This window comes from Comamonas nitrativorans (assembly GCF_042654765.1).
In the GTDB taxonomy this organism is placed as follows: domain Bacteria; phylum Pseudomonadota; class Gammaproteobacteria; order Burkholderiales; family Burkholderiaceae_C; genus Comamonas; species Comamonas nitrativorans.
The window spans coordinates 152,839-169,001 of sequence record NZ_JBHSEW010000003.1 but is presented as its reverse complement, the minus strand read 5'-3'; the positions used below and the strand labels follow the sequence as shown (position 1 = coordinate 169,001).

The 16,163-nt window shown below is 63.6% G+C and carries 13 protein-coding genes and 1 pseudogene; 4 read left to right on the top strand and 10 right to left on the bottom strand.

Annotated elements, in window-relative coordinates:
* Positions 1-20: 20 nt before the first annotated feature.
* From ACFO3A_RS05125 to pyrF, 3 genes are all read right to left on the bottom strand, one after another.
* Positions 21-773, bottom strand: coding sequence for a 5'-methylthioadenosine/adenosylhomocysteine nucleosidase (locus tag ACFO3A_RS05125; RefSeq protein ID WP_377724568.1), 753 nt, complete (start codon positions 771-773; stop codon positions 21-23).
* A 94-nt stretch (positions 774-867) separates the two neighbouring features.
* Complete coding sequence (locus ACFO3A_RS05120; RefSeq protein ID WP_377724567.1) at positions 868-2,550, bottom strand: long-chain-fatty-acid--CoA ligase; 1,683 nt, start codon at positions 2,548-2,550, stop codon at positions 868-870.
* 160 nt (positions 2,551-2,710) lie between these two features.
* Positions 2,711-3,535, bottom strand: a complete 825-nt coding sequence (pyrF, locus tag ACFO3A_RS05115; RefSeq protein ID WP_377724566.1) for an orotidine-5'-phosphate decarboxylase — start codon at positions 3,533-3,535, stop codon at positions 2,711-2,713.
* A gap of 36 nt (positions 3,536-3,571) precedes the next feature.
* On the opposite strand from pyrF, the gene ACFO3A_RS05110 reads away from it, so the two are divergent.
* Entirely contained in the window at positions 3,572-4,450 is an 879-nt protein-coding gene (locus ACFO3A_RS05110; RefSeq protein ID WP_377724565.1) for a DMT family transporter, read from the top strand.
* A 351-nt stretch (positions 4,451-4,801) separates the two neighbouring features.
* Here ACFO3A_RS05110 and yidC read toward each other — a convergent pair whose 3' ends face one another.
* The 4 genes from yidC to rpmH all read right to left on the bottom strand — a co-directional run bounded on the left by yidC (position 4,802) and on the right by rpmH (position 7,472).
* On the bottom strand, positions 4,802-6,493 hold the full coding sequence (gene yidC, locus ACFO3A_RS05105; RefSeq protein ID WP_377724562.1) for a membrane protein insertase YidC: 1,692 nt from the start codon (positions 6,491-6,493) through the stop codon (positions 4,802-4,804).
* A complete protein-coding gene (gene yidD / locus ACFO3A_RS05100; protein ID WP_377724561.1) occupies positions 6,490-6,783 on the bottom strand; it encodes a membrane protein insertion efficiency factor YidD in 294 nt (97 codons plus the stop codon). The genes yidC and yidD overlap by 4 nt, the downstream gene beginning before the upstream one ends.
* The gene (locus ACFO3A_RS05095; RefSeq protein ID WP_377724684.1) at positions 6,780-7,268 is read right to left on the bottom strand and encodes a ribonuclease P protein component; all 489 of its coding nucleotides are present in this window, start codon (positions 7,266-7,268) and stop codon (positions 6,780-6,782) included. Before ACFO3A_RS05095 ends, yidD begins: the two co-directional genes overlap by 4 nt.
* A 69-nt stretch (positions 7,269-7,337) precedes the next feature.
* Positions 7,338-7,472: a 50S ribosomal protein L34 gene (gene rpmH / locus ACFO3A_RS05090; RefSeq protein ID WP_003060014.1), complete on the bottom strand. Its 135-nt coding sequence runs from the start codon at positions 7,470-7,472 to the stop codon at positions 7,338-7,340.
* A gap of 285 nt (positions 7,473-7,757) precedes the next feature.
* Here rpmH and dnaA point away from each other — a divergent pair, with 285 nt between their 5' ends.
* From dnaA to gyrB, 3 genes and pseudogenes are all read left to right on the top strand, one after another.
* Entirely contained in the window at positions 7,758-9,176 is a 1,419-nt protein-coding gene (gene dnaA, locus ACFO3A_RS05085; RefSeq protein ID WP_377724558.1) for a chromosomal replication initiator protein DnaA, read from the top strand.
* A gap of 80 nt (positions 9,177-9,256) precedes the next feature.
* Positions 9,257-10,378: a DNA polymerase III subunit beta gene (gene dnaN / locus ACFO3A_RS05080; RefSeq protein ID WP_377724557.1), complete on the top strand. Its 1,122-nt coding sequence runs from the start codon at positions 9,257-9,259 to the stop codon at positions 10,376-10,378.
* Positions 10,379-10,540: 162 nt separating this feature from the next.
* Positions 10,541-13,066 (top strand): annotated as a pseudogene (gene gyrB, locus ACFO3A_RS05075) (DNA topoisomerase (ATP-hydrolyzing) subunit B); the annotation flags it as partial.
* 99 nt (positions 13,067-13,165) lie between these two features.
* On the opposite strand, the gene ACFO3A_RS05070 reads toward gyrB, so the two are convergent.
* The 3 genes from ACFO3A_RS05070 to moaC all read right to left on the bottom strand — a co-directional run bounded on the left by ACFO3A_RS05070 (position 13,166) and on the right by moaC (position 16,096).
* Positions 13,166-13,870 (bottom strand): pirin family protein, encoded by a 705-nt coding sequence (locus ACFO3A_RS05070; RefSeq protein WP_377724554.1) that lies wholly within the window; start codon positions 13,868-13,870, stop codon positions 13,166-13,168.
* Positions 13,871-14,068: 198 nt separating this feature from the next.
* Positions 14,069-15,478, bottom strand: coding sequence for a GntP family permease (locus ACFO3A_RS05065; RefSeq protein ID WP_377724552.1), 1,410 nt, complete (start codon positions 15,476-15,478; stop codon positions 14,069-14,071).
* A 114-nt stretch (positions 15,479-15,592) separates the two neighbouring features.
* Positions 15,593-16,096: a cyclic pyranopterin monophosphate synthase MoaC gene (moaC, locus tag ACFO3A_RS05060; RefSeq protein ID WP_377724551.1), complete on the bottom strand. Its 504-nt coding sequence runs from the start codon at positions 16,094-16,096 to the stop codon at positions 15,593-15,595.
* Positions 16,097-16,163 lie beyond the last annotated feature (67 nt).

Below are 16,163 nucleotides of genomic sequence, written 5' to 3'. Positions count from 1 at the left end.
TGCGGAAGCAGCTTTTATTTTCATATCCCATCCCGCACCAGCGCCTGGACGATTTCCAGCGCATAGCGGCTGGCGATGCTTTGGACGAAGGCGGGAAAGTCCACATGGGCGTTGTCGTCCGCCCGGTCGGAGATGGTGCGCACGGCGGCAAACGGCAGGCCGTAGTCGGCACAGGTCTGGGCGATGGCCGCCCCTTCCATTTCCACCGCCAGCGCGGGGTAGCCGGCCGCGTGCAGCTCGCTGTGAATGCGCTGCGAGGTGCTGGCGGCCACGATGAACTGGTCGCCGCTGGCGATCAGCCCGCTATGCACCTGCGGCGCGTGTCCGCCCAGCAGCGCCAGCTGCCAGCCCTGGGCGGCCTGCACGCACTGCTGCGCGGCCTGCTGCAAGGCGCCGGTCAATGCCGTATCGCAGGCAAAGCAGGGCTGGGCGTAGCCGGGCACCTGCCAGCGCGGCACGATGGGGCGCACGTCCATGTCGTGCTGCACGAATTGCCGGGCCACGACCACGTCGCCCACGCGCACCTGCGGGGCCAGGCCGCCGGCCACGCCGGTAAACAGCAGGCGCTGGATGGCAAAGCGCTCGATCAGCACGGCGGTGGTGGTGGCCGCCGCGACTTTGCCGATGCCGCTCAGCGCCAGCACCACGTCCTGCCCGTGCAGCTGCCCGCGCGTGAAGTCGCGCCCGGCGTGGCGTTCGGTGCGGGCGTCGTGCAGCAGGGCTTGCAGGCCGTGTTGTTCTTCGGGCAGGGCACTGACGATGGCAAGCGGCATGGGGGAATGTCCTGAAAAATGGCAACAAAAAAACCGGGCCTCCCAACGAGAGGCCCGGCGCGGATTGTCCCTGATCGCTGGCGGGTGGCGAGCGTTATGCCTGCTGGCTTTGGCGCAGTTCACGGCGCAGCACCTTGCCGACGGGGGTCTTGGGCAGCTCCTGGCGGAATTCGACGACCTTGGGGTGCTTGTAGTTGGTCAGCTTGCCCTTGCAGAAGTCGCGGATGGCCTGTTCGGTGATCTGCGGGTTGTTCACCACGACGACCAGTTTCACGGCTTCGCCGGTTTTTTCGTCCGGCACGCCGACCACGGCGCATTCGAGCACGCCGGGCATCTGGGCGATCACGTCCTCGACCTCGTTGGGGTAGACGTTGAAGCCGCTGACCAGCACCATGTCCTTCTTGCGGTCGATGATGGTGATGTAGCCGCGCTCGTCCATGGTGCCGATGTCGCCGGTGCGGAAGTACCCGTCGGGCGTCATGACACGGGCGGTTTCGTCCGGGCGCTGCCAGTAGCCGGCCATGACCTGCGGGCCTTTGACGGCGATTTCGCCGGACTGGCCATGAACCGCGAAGCCGTCGTCATCGACCAGGATGACGTCGGTGCTGGGCACGGGCAGGCCGATGGTGCCGGTAAAGGCCTTGGCCGCCACCGGGTTGCACGAAACGATGGGGCTGGTTTCCGACAGGCCGTAGCCTTCGCAGATCGGGCAGCCGGTTTTCTCCAGCCACAGCTTGGCCACCGCGCTTTGCACGGCCATGCCGCCGCCGACCGATACCTTCAGGTGGCTCCAGTCGACCGTGCCGAAGTCCGGGTGGTGGGCCAGACCGTTGAACAGGGTGTTCACCGCCGGGAAGGTGTGGAAACGCTGTTTGGACAGTTCCTTGAGCGTGGCTTTCAGGTCGCGCGGATTGGGAATCAGGATGTTTTTGCCGCCAATGTGCATGGACAGCATCATGTTCACCGTGAACGCGAAGATGTGGTACAGCGGCAGGGCGCAGACGCTGGTGATTTGCTCGCCACTGGCCAGCAGGCCCTTGAGCATGGGGCCGTACCAGGCCTCGGCCTGCAGCACGTTGGCAATCACGTTGCGTTGCAGCAGCACCGCGCCCTTGGAGACGCCGGTGGTGCCGCCCGTGTATTGCAGCACGGCGATATCGTCGGGGCCGATTTCCGGGCGGGTGAACTTGGCGCTTTCGCCCTTGGCAATGGCGTCCTTGAACGGCACGGCCTGGGGCAGCGAGAACGGCGGCACCAGTTTCTTCACGTTGCGCACGACGTGGTTGACCAGCAGCCCCTTGAACCAGCCCAGGGTGTCGCCCATGCTGCACAGCACGACGTGTTTTACCGGCGTGTCGGCAATACATTGCTGCAGGGTGCTGGCGAAGTTCTCGATGATGACGATGGCCTTGGCGCCCGAGTCCTTGAGCTGGTGTTCCAGCTCCCGCGCGGTGTAGAGCGGATTGACGTTGACGATGACGAACCCGGCCCGCAGCACGGCAGCCACGGCAACGGGGTACTGGGGAATGTTGGGCATCATCAGCGCCACGCGGTCGCCCTTTTCCAGACCGCACGATTGCAGGTAGGCGGCAAAGGCCTGGCTCAGGCGATCGACTTCGGCAAAGTGCATGTCCTTGCCCATGAAGCTGTAGGCCACCCGCTTGGCGTAGTTGGCAAAGGCCTGCTCCATCAGCGCGACCAGGGAAGGGTAGCGGCCGGGGTCGATCTCGGCAGGAATGCCTTCGGGGTAGTGGGCCAGCCAGGGACGCTCTTGCATTGAAAACTCTCTTTCATGTGTCTGCCAGACGGGGTTGCAGCGCGAACCCTGAAGCCGACGATAAAAAAACGAACGATAGTGCTATTCTTACCCAAGGTCGATAAAAAAGTCCATGCAGCTTGCGCAGCAACATGGACTTTTTGGCCTAGGAAAAACCCTGCTATGCGGGCAGGCTGGCGGCATTGAGCTGGGTGCGCGTGGCCATGGCGGCGGCGCGGGCGGCCTGGGCAAAATCGGCTTCGGCGCTGGCGTAGAGGATGGCCCGCGAGGAGTTGATGACCATCGGCCCGCCCTGCGCGGCCCGCACGGTGGCTACGGCATCGCCCCCCTGTGCCCCGACGCCGGGGATGAGCAGCGGCAGCGTGGGCGCCACGGCCCGCACGCGCTCGATCTCCTGCGGGCGCGTGGCACCGACGACCAGGCCGAGCTGGCCGTTCAGGTTCCACGGCCCCTGGGCCAAGCGGGCGACGTGCTCGAACACCGTCGGCTGGCCGGGCACGTCCGCCAGGGTTTGCGCCTGCAGGTCGTCGCCGCCGGGATTGGAGGTGCGGCACAGCAGGAAGGCGCCCTTGCCCTCGTACTGCAGGTAGGGCGTGACCGAATCGAAGCCCATGAAGGGCGAAAGCGTGACGGCATCGGCGCCGTAGCGCTCGAAGGCCTCCTTGGCGTACTGCTCGGCGGTGGAGCCGATATCGCCGCGCTTGCTGTCCAGAATCACCGGCACATGCGGGGCGACGGCGCGGATGTGGCCCATGAGCTTTTCCAGCTGCCCTTCGGCGCCGTGGGCGGCAAAGTAGGCGATCTGCGGCTTGAAGGCGCAGACCAGATCGGCGGTGGCATCGACAATGGCAGCGCAAAAATCAAAAATCTTGCCGGCATCGCCGCGCCAGTGGGTGGGGAATTTGGCCGGATCGGGGTCGAGGCCCACGCACAGCAGGGAATGATTACGCGCCGTGGCGTCACGCAGCATGTCTAAAAAGGTCATAAGTGCCGATTTTACCGGTGGGTATAGTGGCCGGCTATGCCCGCCTTTACCGCACGACAACTTGGTTTTCTTTTGCTGCTGACCCTGATCTGGGGGGTGAACTGGCCTGTGATGAAGCTGGGCCTGCAGCATTTCCCGCCGCTGACGTTTCGTGCCGTCTCGCTCTGGATGGGGGTGCCCATTCTGGCGCTGCTGGTGCGCCTGCAAGGCGGTAGCTGGCACCTGCCGCGCAGCAGCTGGGGTGCTACGGCGCGGCTCAGTCTGTTCAACATGGTGTTGTGGAACATGTTGATTGTGCTGGGCATTCCCCAGCTCTCCAGCGGGCGGGCGGCCATTCTTGGCTACACCATGCCGATTTTCTCGGCCCTGCTCGGCGCCTGGCTGTACCGCGACAGCCTGCCCTGGCGCGGCTGGCTGGGGGTGCTGGCGGCCAGTGCCGGCGTGTTGCTGCTGCTGTGGCACGAGACGGCCGCCCTGGGCGGCAAACCCGCCGGCGTGGTGCTGATGCTGCTGGCCGCCATCAGCTGGGCGCTGGGCACGCAGCAACTTCGCCGCGCCCAGGTGGCGGTGCCACTGCTGACCCTGTCGCTGTGGATGATGGTATTCGCCGCCCTGGCCCTGACGCTGCTGGCCGTGGTGTTTGAACACGCCCGCTGGCACGCCCCCGACCGCATCGCCCTGGCCACCCTGGCATTCAACGGCGTGCTGGTGTTCGGCTTTGCCCAGAGCGTGTGGTTCTTCCTGGCACGCAGCCTGCCGCCCCTGGCTTCCACCCTGAGCGTGATGTTCATCCCCGTGCTGGGCGTGTTCACCGGGGCCTTGTGGCTGGGGGAGCAACTGCGCTGGCAGGACTACAGCGCCGTGGTGCTGATGGCACTGGCGATTGCTTCTGTGCTTTGGCCTGGTAAAAAATAATAGCTGTTTCCGCTGTATAAAAGCCATATCCATGATTAAAACAATATGAATATCAATATATACAAGCGGAAACAGCTATCTTTTATGGAATTTTTTCCCTTAGAACCTGTTCACGATCTCAGCGCGAAGGCGTGCGGGATGTGGATCGGGATGGACTGCTAGGCGCAAACCGCAGCCATAGCGGTGCTATGGCGAGGATTTGCAACGACGCAGAGCGCCCGAGGCCACGACTGCACGCCCGCGTGGAGATCGTGAACAGGTTCTTAAAACGGGGGCCGGTACAGAACGGCACGCGCCGCTCCAAAAAACAATGGCCGCATCAGCGGCCATTGCATCAGGTAAAAGCAAAGATTATTTCTTCTCGGGTGCCGGTTGCTTCTTGAACGGATGGTTGAACTGCGGCGGCACGCCCATGCGCACGTTGATGACCCACTGCTGGGCAATCGACAGGATGTTGTTGGTCAGCCAGTACAACACCAGACCGGCCGGGAACATGAAGAACATGAAGCTGAACATCAGCGGCATGATCCACATCATCTTGGCCTGCATGGGATCGGGCGGAACGGGGTTCAGCGCCGTTTGCAGCAGCGACGACAGGGTCATCAGGACGGGCAGGATGAACAGCGGGTCTTTGGCCGACAGGTCGGTAATCCACAGCATCCACGGCGCCTGGCGGATTTCCACGCTGGACAGCAGCACCCAGTACAGCGCGATGAACACCGGAATCTGCACCATGATCGGCAGGCAGCCGCCCAGGGGGTTGACCTTTTCCTCGCGGTAGATGCGCATCATCTCCTGCTGCATCTGCTGGGGCTTGTCCTTCAGGCGCTCGCGCAGCTCCTGGATGCGGGGGTTCAGCGCCTTCATCTTGGCCATGCTGGCGTAGGCCTTGGCGTTGAGCCAGTAGAAGGCGATTTTCAGCAGCAGCACCAGGCCGACGATCGACCAGCCCCAGTTGCCCAGCACGCTATGGATCTTGTCCAGCAGCCAGTACAGGGGCTTGGACAGGATGGTGAACATGCCGTAGTCCTTGACCAGCTCCAGGCCGGGGGTCAGGGATTCCAGCGTTTTTTCCAGTTGCGGCCCGGCGAAGAAGCGGGCGTCCAGGGTCTTGCTCTGGCCCGGGGCGATCTGGCCGAGCGTGGTGATCATGCCGGCGGTGTAGAAGGTGTTGTCCACCTTGCGGGCGAAGTTCTCGCGCTCGATGCCCTGGCCCAGCAGCCAGGCGCTGGCAAAGTAGTGCTGCACCATGGCGACATAGCCGTTGTCGGCTTTCTTCTCGAAGTCGGCCTTGCCCTTGTCCAGGTCTTTGAACTCCACCTTCTGGTACTTGCTGGCTTCGCTATAGAAGGCCGGACCGGTGAAAGTCGAATAGAAGGCATTGCCCCCGTCGATGGGGCGGTTGTCGCGCAGCAGTTGCAGATAAAGCTGGGGGTTGATGCTCTGGCCGCCGGTGTTCATCACCTGGTGCTGCACGGCCACGTCATAGGCGCCGCGCTTGAAGGTCAGGGTCTTGACCAGTTGCACGCCGTCCATTGCGGGCGACTCCAGGCGCACGGTCAGGCTGTCCTGACCGTCCTGCAGCGTGCGTTCGCCGGGCTGCAACTGCATCACGGTCTTGTGCGTGGGGTAGCTGCCGCCGATCAGGCCGGTTTGCGCCAAGTAGCTGTGCGTGGGCGAGTCGTCGAGCAGCACCACGGGCTGGCTGCGGTCGACATCGCCCTTGTACTTCAGCAGTTCGGTGCGCACCACGGTGCCGCCCTCGGTGTTCAGCGTCACGCGCAGCACGTCGGTGGTGATGACCACCTCTTCCCCGACGCTGGCGGGTGCGGGCGCATCGCCGGGCATCGTGCCTGCATCAGCCGTCGCAGCGGCGGCGGGAACGGCAGCCGCAGCGGGCTGGTCCGCCGCCGGTGCAGTGGCTACCGGGGCAGCCGGGAAGAAAGTGGCAGACTTGCCATTGTGGATTTGCCATTTATCCCAAAGCATGATGAGGGAGAAGGCAAACACCACCCACAGAACGGTGCGGCGAATATCGGTCATGAGGACTTCTTGGTAGAGGAAGAAGGAGCAGAAGGGTCGGTGGGCGTCACCAGACCGGTAAACCACCGGGGCGGCTGGTCGGGCACGGGGTCATGGCCGCCGGCACACCAGGGATGGCAGCGCAGCAGGCGATGCACGGTCATATAGCTGCCAGCGGCAGCGCCATGCTGCTGCAGCGCCTGCAGACTGTAGGCCGAACAGGTCGGCTCGAACCGGCAGGACGAACCCAGCCAGGGACTGAGCAGCAGCCGGTAGCCCTTGACCAGGAGGATGAGCAGTTTCTGCATCATGCGCCGCTGCCTTCTGCTGTTGCGCTGGGCGGGGCCAGCTTGCGCACGGCATGGGCAAAGAGCTGTTGCAGCTCGCCACGGACGGCCTGGCGCAGCGGCTCGGAGCTGGCGCTGATGAAGTGCCGGGGGTCGAACGCCGAGCGCAGGCGCACGACGTAGGCGCCGTCCCGGGGCAGCCGGGCCGCAAAATCGTTGCCCACCGCGTAAATCTGGCGGCGCAGCAGGTGGCGGGTGACGGAGCGTTTGGCCCAGCGCTTAGGCACCAGCGGCCCCAGCCACGGCTGGACTGCACCCCGGGCGCCGGGAACGGCAAACAGGGCCTGCGGCCCTTGCACAGCAGGCAAGGAGCCGGGCCCTGTCGGGGAAGCGCAGGCCGGTGCCGCTGCCGGAAGCACCAGGCGGTGCAACACGAAGTGCGGCGTGCGGGCACACACCCCGGCGGCCATGACCGCCTGGAACTGCGCCCGGGTTTTCAGCCTTTGCATCATTGCCTGCCCCATGGCAAGCAGGAAAGGCATTGCCAGCAGCCTGCCAAACGCAACGCGTCGGCAGTCTTAGACGGCCAGGCGCTTGCGGCCCTTGGCGCGGCGAGCGTTGATGACGGCGCGGCCGCCCTTGGTTTTCATACGCACCAGGAAACCGTGGGTGCGGGCGCGGCGGATTTTGGAAGGTTGGTAGGTACGTTTCATGGTGGTGTTCCTTGAGGAGGTTCAGTGATTTGGCCGCATTCGCAACCCGATCCTGATCCGAGATTCTGGTTTGCGACGCGCAAGGTCTATTGCCCTGAACGTTCAGGGAAACCCGTAATTATCACAGTCTTGAGAGGAGCTTGCAATGCCCCTGCAAATTTCGTCCACAATAGCGCCCCTGGTCTTTGTCCATCAACGGGCCTGGCGGCATGTGGATAACCATTTGAAAAGCTACAATCGGCCGCCTCTACCGCCCATTCCTATCCACACCATTTGCGCATCCCCATGACCGAGGACTCCCTCCACAACGCAGGCCAGGGACTGTGGCTGGCCTGCGTCGAGCAGCTCAGCCAGGACTTGCCCGAGCAGCAGTACAACACCTGGATCAAGCCCTTGACGGCCAGCGTCAACGAGGATTTCACCAAGGTGACGGTGTTCGCCCCGAACCGCTTCAAACTGGACTGGATCCGCACCCAGTACGCCGGGCGCATCGTCGCCCTGCTCGAAGCCCTGTGCGGGCACAGCGTGACGCTGGAACTGGCCGTGGCCCAGCGCGAAGCCGTGGCCCGCACCTATGTGCGCCCCCAGCCCGTGGCCTCGGCGGCCCCTGCGGCAGCCGCTGCACCGGGGACGGCCGCCGCAGCGGCGGAGCCGGAGGCCAGCCCGGCGCAGCAGCCGGTGTTCCGCTCGCGCCTGAACCCGGCCCTGACGTTCGAGACGCTGGTCGAAGGCACGGCCAACCGCATGGCCCGCGCCGCCGCGCTGCACGTGGCCGGTGCGCCGGGGCAGCTTTACAACCCACTGTTCATCTATGGCGGCGTCGGCCTGGGCAAGACCCACCTGGTACACGCTGTGGGTAACAAGTTGCTGGAGGACAAGCCGGACGCCAAGGTGCTGTACATCCACGCCGAGCAATTCGTCTCCGACGTGGTCAAGGCCTACCAGCGCAAGACCTTCGACGAGTTCAAGCACCACTACCACTCGCTCGATCTGCTGCTGATCGACGACGTGCAGTTCTTTGCCAACAAAGATCGCACGCAAGAGGAATTTTTCAACGCCTTCGAGGCGCTGCTGGCCAAGAAGAGCCACATCGTCATGACCAGCGACACCTACCCCAAGGGGTTGGCGGACATTCACGAGCGCCTGGTGTCGCGCTTCGATTCCGGGCTGACGGTGGCCATCGAGCCGCCCGAGCTGGAAATGCGCGTCGCCATCCTGATCAACAAGGCGCGGGCCGAGGGCGCGGAAATGCCGGAGGAAGTGGCCTTCTTCGTGGCGAAAAACGTGCGCTCCAACGTGCGCGAGCTGGAAGGGGCGCTGCGCAAAATCCTGGCCTACTCGCGCTTCAACCAGAAGGAAGTGTCGATCCAACTGGCCCGCGAGGCGCTGCGCGATCTGCTCAGTATCCAGAACCGCCAGATCAGTGTGGAAAACATCCAGAAAACCGTGGCCGACTATTACAAGATCAAGGTCGCGGACATGTACAGCAAGAAGCGCCCGGCCAGCATTGCCCGCCCGCGCCAGATCGCCATGTACCTGGCCAAGGAGCTGACGCAGAAAAGCCTGCCCGAGATCGGCGAGCTGTTCGGCGGGCGCGACCACACCACCGTTTTGCACGCCGTGCGCAAGATTGCGGGCGAGCGCCAGCAGTTGACCGAGCTGAACCAGCAATTGCACGTGCTGGAGCAGACGCTCAAGGGCTGAGGCTGCCCGGTTTTCAGCCCCCGCAGAGCACGGCAAAATCAACCCTTTTCCCCTGAACGCGACACCCCATCGAGGCAGACATGATTCTTTTCCAAACCACACAAGACAAAGTCCTGGCCGTATTGCAATCTGTCTGCGGCATCGTCGAACGCCGCCACACCATGCCGATTCTGGCCAACGTGCTGCTGCACAAAGTGGGCAACGCGGTGCAGCTGACCACCAGCGACCTGGAAATCCAGATCCGCACCACCGCCGAGCTGGGCGGCGACGAGGGCGACTTCGCCACCACCATCGGCGCCCGCAAGCTGATGGACATCCTCAAGACCATGCCCGCCGACCAGACGGTGACGCTGGAGGCCAGCGCCGAAAAAATCCTGCTCAAGGGTGGCAAGAGCCGTTTCACCCTGCAATCGCTGCCCGCGCAGGACTTTCCGCTGGTGCAGGAAGCGCCCAACTTCGGCCCGACGTTCAGCGTGCCGCAAAAGACGCTGAAAGACCTGATGCACCAGGTGTCGTTCGCCATGGCGGTGCAGGACATCCGCTACTACCTGAACGGCATCCTGTTCGTGGCCGAAGGCAGCACCCTGAGCCTGGTCGCCACCGACGGCCACCGCCTGGCCTGGGCCAGCGCCGAACTGGACGTGCAGGTCGAGCAGAAGCAGGAAGTCATCCTGCCGCGCAAGACGGTGCTGGAATTGCAGCGCCTGCTGTCGGACGCCAGCGGCGACAACGCCCCGCGCATCACGCTGCAATTTGCCAACAACCAGGCCAAGTTCAGCTTCGGCGGCATGGAATTCGTCACCAAGCTGGTCGAGGGCAAGTTCCCCGATTACCAGCGCGTCATTCCCGCCAACCACAACCAGCAGATCGTGCTGGGCCGCGCGGCGCTGCTGGCCAGCCTGCAACGCACGGCCATCATGACCAACGACAAGTTCAAGGGCGTGGGCCTGACGCTGACCCCCGGCAGCCTGCGCGTGGCCAGCAACAACGCCGAGCAGGAAGAGGCCACCGACGAGCTGGACGTGGCCTACGACGGCCCGCAGATCGACATCGGCTTCAACGTCGGCTACCTGATCGACGTGCTGACCAACATGGGCCAGGACATGGTGCAGATCAACCTGCTGGACAGCAACAGCTCGGCCCTGATCACCGTGCCCGAAAGCGACCGCTTCAAGTACGTCGTCATGCCGATGCGGCTGTAATCATTGATAAAACAATAGCTGCTTGCGCTTGCAGGCAGCCATTTTTAGATTCATTTATTCTTGAGATTCAATCAATTCAAGCGCTAACAGCTCTTGAATAATGAGCAAAGGCTTTGTATGAGCGAGCAGCACAGCGACACCCTTCCGACACCCGAGAACCCCAGCGATGGCTATGGCGCGGGTGCCATCCAGATTCTGGAGGGGCTGGAAGCCGTGCGCAAACGCCCCGGCATGTACATCGGCGACACCTCCGACGGCACCGGCCTGCACCACCTGGTGTTCGAGGTGGTGGACAACTCCATCGACGAGGCGCTGGCCGGCCACTGCGACGACATCCTGGTCACCATCCACGCCGACGGCTCGCTCTCCGTCATCGACAACGGCCGGGGCATTCCCACCGGCGTGAAGATGGACGACAAGCACGAACCCAAGCGCTCGGCAGCCGAAATCGCCCTGACCGAACTGCACGCCGGCGGCAAGTTCAACCAGAACAGCTACAAGGTCTCCGGCGGCCTGCACGGCGTGGGCGTGTCGTGCGTGAACGCGCTGTCCTGCTGGCTCAAACTCACCGTGCGCCGCAATGGCAAAGTGCATGAAATCGACTTTGCCCGGGGCTTCGTGCAGAACCGGCTGATCGAAGTGGTCGATGGCTTTGAAACCTCGCCCATGCGCGTCGTCGGCGACACCGACAAGCGCGGCACCAAGGTTCACTTTCTGCCCGACACGGAAATCTTCAAGGAAAACCACGAGTTCCGCTACGAAGTGCTGGCCAAGCGCCTGCGCGAACTGTCCTTTTTGAACAACGGCGTGCGCATCCGTTTGAAGGACGAGCGCGACGGCAAAGAGGACGACTTCTCCGGCGCCGGCGGCGTCAAGGGCTTTGCCCAGTTCATCAACGGCACGAAAAAAGTGCTGCACCCCACCACCTTCTACGCCGAAGGCACCCGCCCGGCAGAAAGCTACGGCGGCATCCCCGGCACCGAAATCGGCGTGGAAGTGGCCATGCAGTGGAACGACAGCTACGTCGAGCAGGTGCTGTGCTTCACCAACAACATCCCCCAGCGCGACGGCGGCACCCACCTGACCGGCCTGCGGGCGGCCATGACGCGCGTCATCGGCAAATACATCGAGCAGAACGAGCTGGCCAAAAAGGCCAAGGTGGACGTGACGGGCGACGACATGCGCGAAGGCCTGTGCTGCGTGCTGTCGGTCAAGGTGCCCGAACCCAAGTTCAGCAGCCAGACCAAGGACAAGCTGGTGTCCAGCGAAGTGCGTGCCCCGGTGGAAGACATCGTGGCCAAGACGCTGACCGACTTCCTGGAAGAAAACCCCCAGGATGCCAAGGTGCTGTGCAGCAAGATCATCGACGCCGCCCGCGCCCGCGACGCCGCCCGCAAGGCGCGTGAAATGACGCGCCGCAAGGGCGTGCTGGACGGCATGGGAATGCCCGGCAAACTGGCCGACTGCCAGGAAAAAGACCCGGCGCTGTGCGAAATCTACATCGTGGAGGGTGACTCGGCCGGCGGCTCGGCCAAGCAGGGGCGCGACCGCAAATTCCAGGCCATCCTGCCGCTGCGCGGCAAGATTCTGAACGTGGAAAAAGCCCGCTACGAAAAGCTGCTGTCCAGCCAGGAAATCATCACCCTCATCACCGCCCTGGGCACCGGCATCGGCAAGGTGAGCGAGGACAGCGGCAAAAGCAACAGCGACGACTACAACCCGGAAAAGCTGCGCTACCACCGCATCATCATCATGACCGACGCGGACGTGGACGGCGCCCACATCCGCACCCTGCTCTTGACCTTCTTCTACCGCCAGATGCCCGAACTGGTCGAGCGCGGCCACATCTACATCGCCCAGCCGCCGCTCTACAAGGTGAAAAACGGCAAGGAAGAGCTGTACCTGAAGGACGGCCCGGCACTGAACCGTTACCTGCTAAGAATCGCCCTGCGCGATGCCAGCGTCAGCACTGGCGGCAGCGCCCCGCGCACCATCGACGGCGAAGAACTGCAACGCCTGGCCAACATGCACCTGGCCGCCGAAAACGTCATCGAGCGCCTGTCCAACTTCATGGACATGGAAGCCCTGCGGGCCATTGCCGACGGCGTGCAAATCCACCTCGAAACGCTGGAAGACGCGGCCGCCTGCGCCCCGGTGCTGGAAGCCAAACTGCGCGAGCTGACCACCACCGGCGTGCCCGCCGACGTGACGGCTGAAATCGACCCGCAAACGGAAAACCCCATCCTGCGCATCAGCCGCCACCACCACGGCAACGTCAAAAGCTCCATCCTCACGCAGGAGTTCGTGCGCAGCAGCGACTACGCCGCCCTGAGCGCCGAGGCGCAAAGCTTCAACGGCCTGCTGCAGGACGGTGCCAAAGTGCAGCGCGGCGAAGGCGACAAGGCCCGCACGGAAAAAGTCGCCGACTTCCGCAGCGCCATGCAATGGCTGATCCACGAAGCCGAACGCACCACCGCCCGCCAGCGCTACAAGGGCCTGGGCGAAATGAACCCCGAACAGCTCTGGGAAACCACCATGGACCCCAACGTGCGCAGCCTGCTGCAAGTGCAGGTCGGCGACGCCATCGAAGCCGACCGCGTGTTCACCATGCTCATGGGCGACGAGGTCGAGCCGCGCCGCGACTTTATTGAGACCAATGCCCTGCGGGCGGGAAATATTGACGTTTGAACGTCAAGCACCAGCGATAGCCAATGCCAGCAAAACGCTGGCGTTTTCTGGGTGAATACACCAGAGGCTGCCGCCAGCCCCTGGTAGTTTGGCCCCTGCCTATCCGGCAGTATCGACCAGCACCAGCTCGGTATCTTCACCGGCAGTCACAGCAATCACCTGCTCGCCATGGATGGCGGCGCCGTCGCGGGCATTCAAGGGCATGCCGTTGACTTGGGCCTGCCCTTTGGCCAGTACCAGATAGCCATAGCGGTCGGCATCGGCAAACCGGTATTCCACGGTTTCCCCGGCCCGTACCGTTGCGCCCAGAACGCGGGCGTCGGTGCGGATCGGCAGGGCGTCGGCATCGCCCTCCATCCCGCTGGCCAGGGTGACGAAGCGGCCCGCCCGGTCGCCCCGGGGGAAGGGCTTGGTGCCCCAGGCGGGCTGCTCGCCGTTGCGGGTGGGCAGGATCCAGATCTGGAAGATGCGGGTGGCTTGCGCTTCCAGGTTGTATTCGGAATGGCGGATGCCGGTGCCCGCGCTCATTACCTGGACGTCCCCGGCCACGGTGCGGCCCTCGTTGCCCAGGCTGTCGCGGTGGGTGATCGCCCCTTCGCGCACGTAGGTGATGATTTCCATATCGGCATGGGGATGCGGCGGGAAGCCGGTGCCCGGGGCAATGGTGTCGTCGTTCCAGACCCGCAGCATTCCCCAGTGCAGCCGCTCGGGGTCGTGATACTCGGCAAAGGAAAAGTGGTGCTTGGCATCGAGCCAGCCGTGGTGGGCAGCGCCCAGGCTTTCCAGCGGACGGCGTTCGATCATGGTGTTCTCCTGGTGGGATGGTTGTTGACGGCGTCAGTCTAGAAAAGCGCCACTGCGCTGAGAAGCCCCAGAATCGGGTTTCATTGTTTCTGCTTTCGGCATAAACACCATGGCCGATGCCACACCGCACAACGCCACGCCCCAATGAAAAGCCGCCTGGGGCGAATCCCTCAGGCGGCTTGCCGGGAAAGTGGCCGTTCAGAACGAACCGAACACGGTGCCCAGCGCAATGACGGCCGTCAAAGCGATCAGCGGCATGACGATGGTCATCATGGCGATGTTCAGGTACGACTGGCGGTGCGTCAGCCCGCAGATCGACAGCAGGGTGATGATGGCGCCGCAGTGCGGCAGGGTGTCGAACACCCCGGCAGACATGACGGCCACGCGGTGCAGCAGGTCGGGGCTGATGCCGGCTTCCACGGCCATCTTCAGGTAGTCCGCACCCAGGGTTTGCAGGGCAATCGACAGGCCGCCCGAGGACGAGCCGGTAATCCCGGCCAGCACGTTCATGGCCACGGCTTCCGAGATCAGCGGATTGCTGGAAACGTTCAGCACCGCATCGCGGATGATGGCAAAGCCCGCCAGGCTGGCAATCACTGCGCCGTAGCCCACTTCCGAAGCGGTATTGAAGATCGGCAGCATGGAGCCCAGCACGCCCTTGTTGATGGTTTGCTGCAGGTTCACCCAGCGCCCCAGGCCCAGCAGCACCAGGGTGATACACGAAACCACCAGGGCGATGATCAGCGCCCACATACCGGTTTGCTTGCTGGCGTCCATCGACGCAAAGCGCTCTGCCAGGAAGTCCCAGTGCATTCCCGGAAAGATACCGTAGGTGAACAGGGCGTTGACACCGATCACCAGCACCAGCGGCAACAGCGCCAGCAGCAGGGGCATGGTGCGCCGGGCGTCGCCGGCCATGTCGGCCTCGCCCACTTGGCCTTTGGCCTTCAGGTTGTCGGCATGAATGCCGTAGCCCTCGCCCCGGGCACGGGCCGCGCGTTCGCGCGAGCGCAGCCAGAGCATCCCCAGTGCAAAAATGATGGCCGAGCCGATCAGACCCAGCCCCGGTGCAGCAAAGGTGTTGGTGCCGTAGAACTTGATGGGGATGGCGTTCTGGATTGCCGGAGTGCCCGGCATGGCCGTCATGGTGAAGGTGAACGAGCCCAGGGCAATCGCCGGGGCGACCAGCCGCTTGGGAATGTCGGCATCCTGGAACAGCGACTTGGCAATCGGATAAATCGCGAATGCCACGACGAACAGCGATACCCCGCCGTAGGTCAGGATGGAGCAGGCCAGCACCACCGTCAGGATGGCATGCTTTGGCCCCAGCGTGCGCTCGATCCACTGGGCGATGGCTGTGGCTGCGCCCGAATCGGCCATCAGTTGGCCAAACAAGGCGCCCAGCAGGAAGACCGGGAAAAAGGCCAGGACGTAATTGCCCAGGGCCCGCATGAAGGTATCTGTATAAATGGGCAGCAGCACCGCCACATCCCCGGACAACAGCACCGCCAACGCGGCCATCAGCGGTGCCAGCAACAGCACCGTATAGCCGCGGTATGCCAAAAACATCAACAGCAGCAGCGAAACAACAATTGCCAGCGTACTCAAAACATCTCCTTGTTACTTAAGCAAGGGGGCGATTGTGCGTGGTTTATGTTGAATCCATTTGTCGTTGAAACTACGTATGCGTGCCGCTACAGAGCCGATTTTTCTTGGCCAGGCCTACGCCGCCAGTACCCAGCTGCCGGACTTGCCGCCGTGCTTTTCCAGCACGCGGATGCCTTCCATCACCATGGTTTTATCGGCGGCTTTGCACATGTCATAAATGGTTAGCAGGCCCACCTGGACAGCGGTGAGTGCTTCCATTTCCACACCGGTTTGCCCCACGGTCTGCACGGTGGCGGTGCAGGTGATGGCGTTTGCGTCGGGCTGCAGGGCGAAGTCCACCGCCACGCGGGTCAGCGCCAGGGGGTGGCACAGAGGGATGAGGTCGCTGGTTTTTTTGGCGGCCATGATGGCGGCAATGCGGGCCACGCCCAGCACGTCGCCTTTCTTGGCGCTGCCGCTGCGCACCAGCGCCAGGGTGGCAGGCTGCATGGTGATGCGGCCCTGGGCAATGGCGGTGCGTTCGGTGGCGGCCTTGGCGCCTACGTCCACCATGTGGGCCTGGCCCTGGGCGTCGAAATGGGTGAGGGGGGAGGCGGGGGAAGAAGGTGTCGCGGGCATGGGCAGCGCTCCAGGGATGAACCAGTGGCAAAAACGGGCATCATAAGCATCCACCGAAAGGATTCGC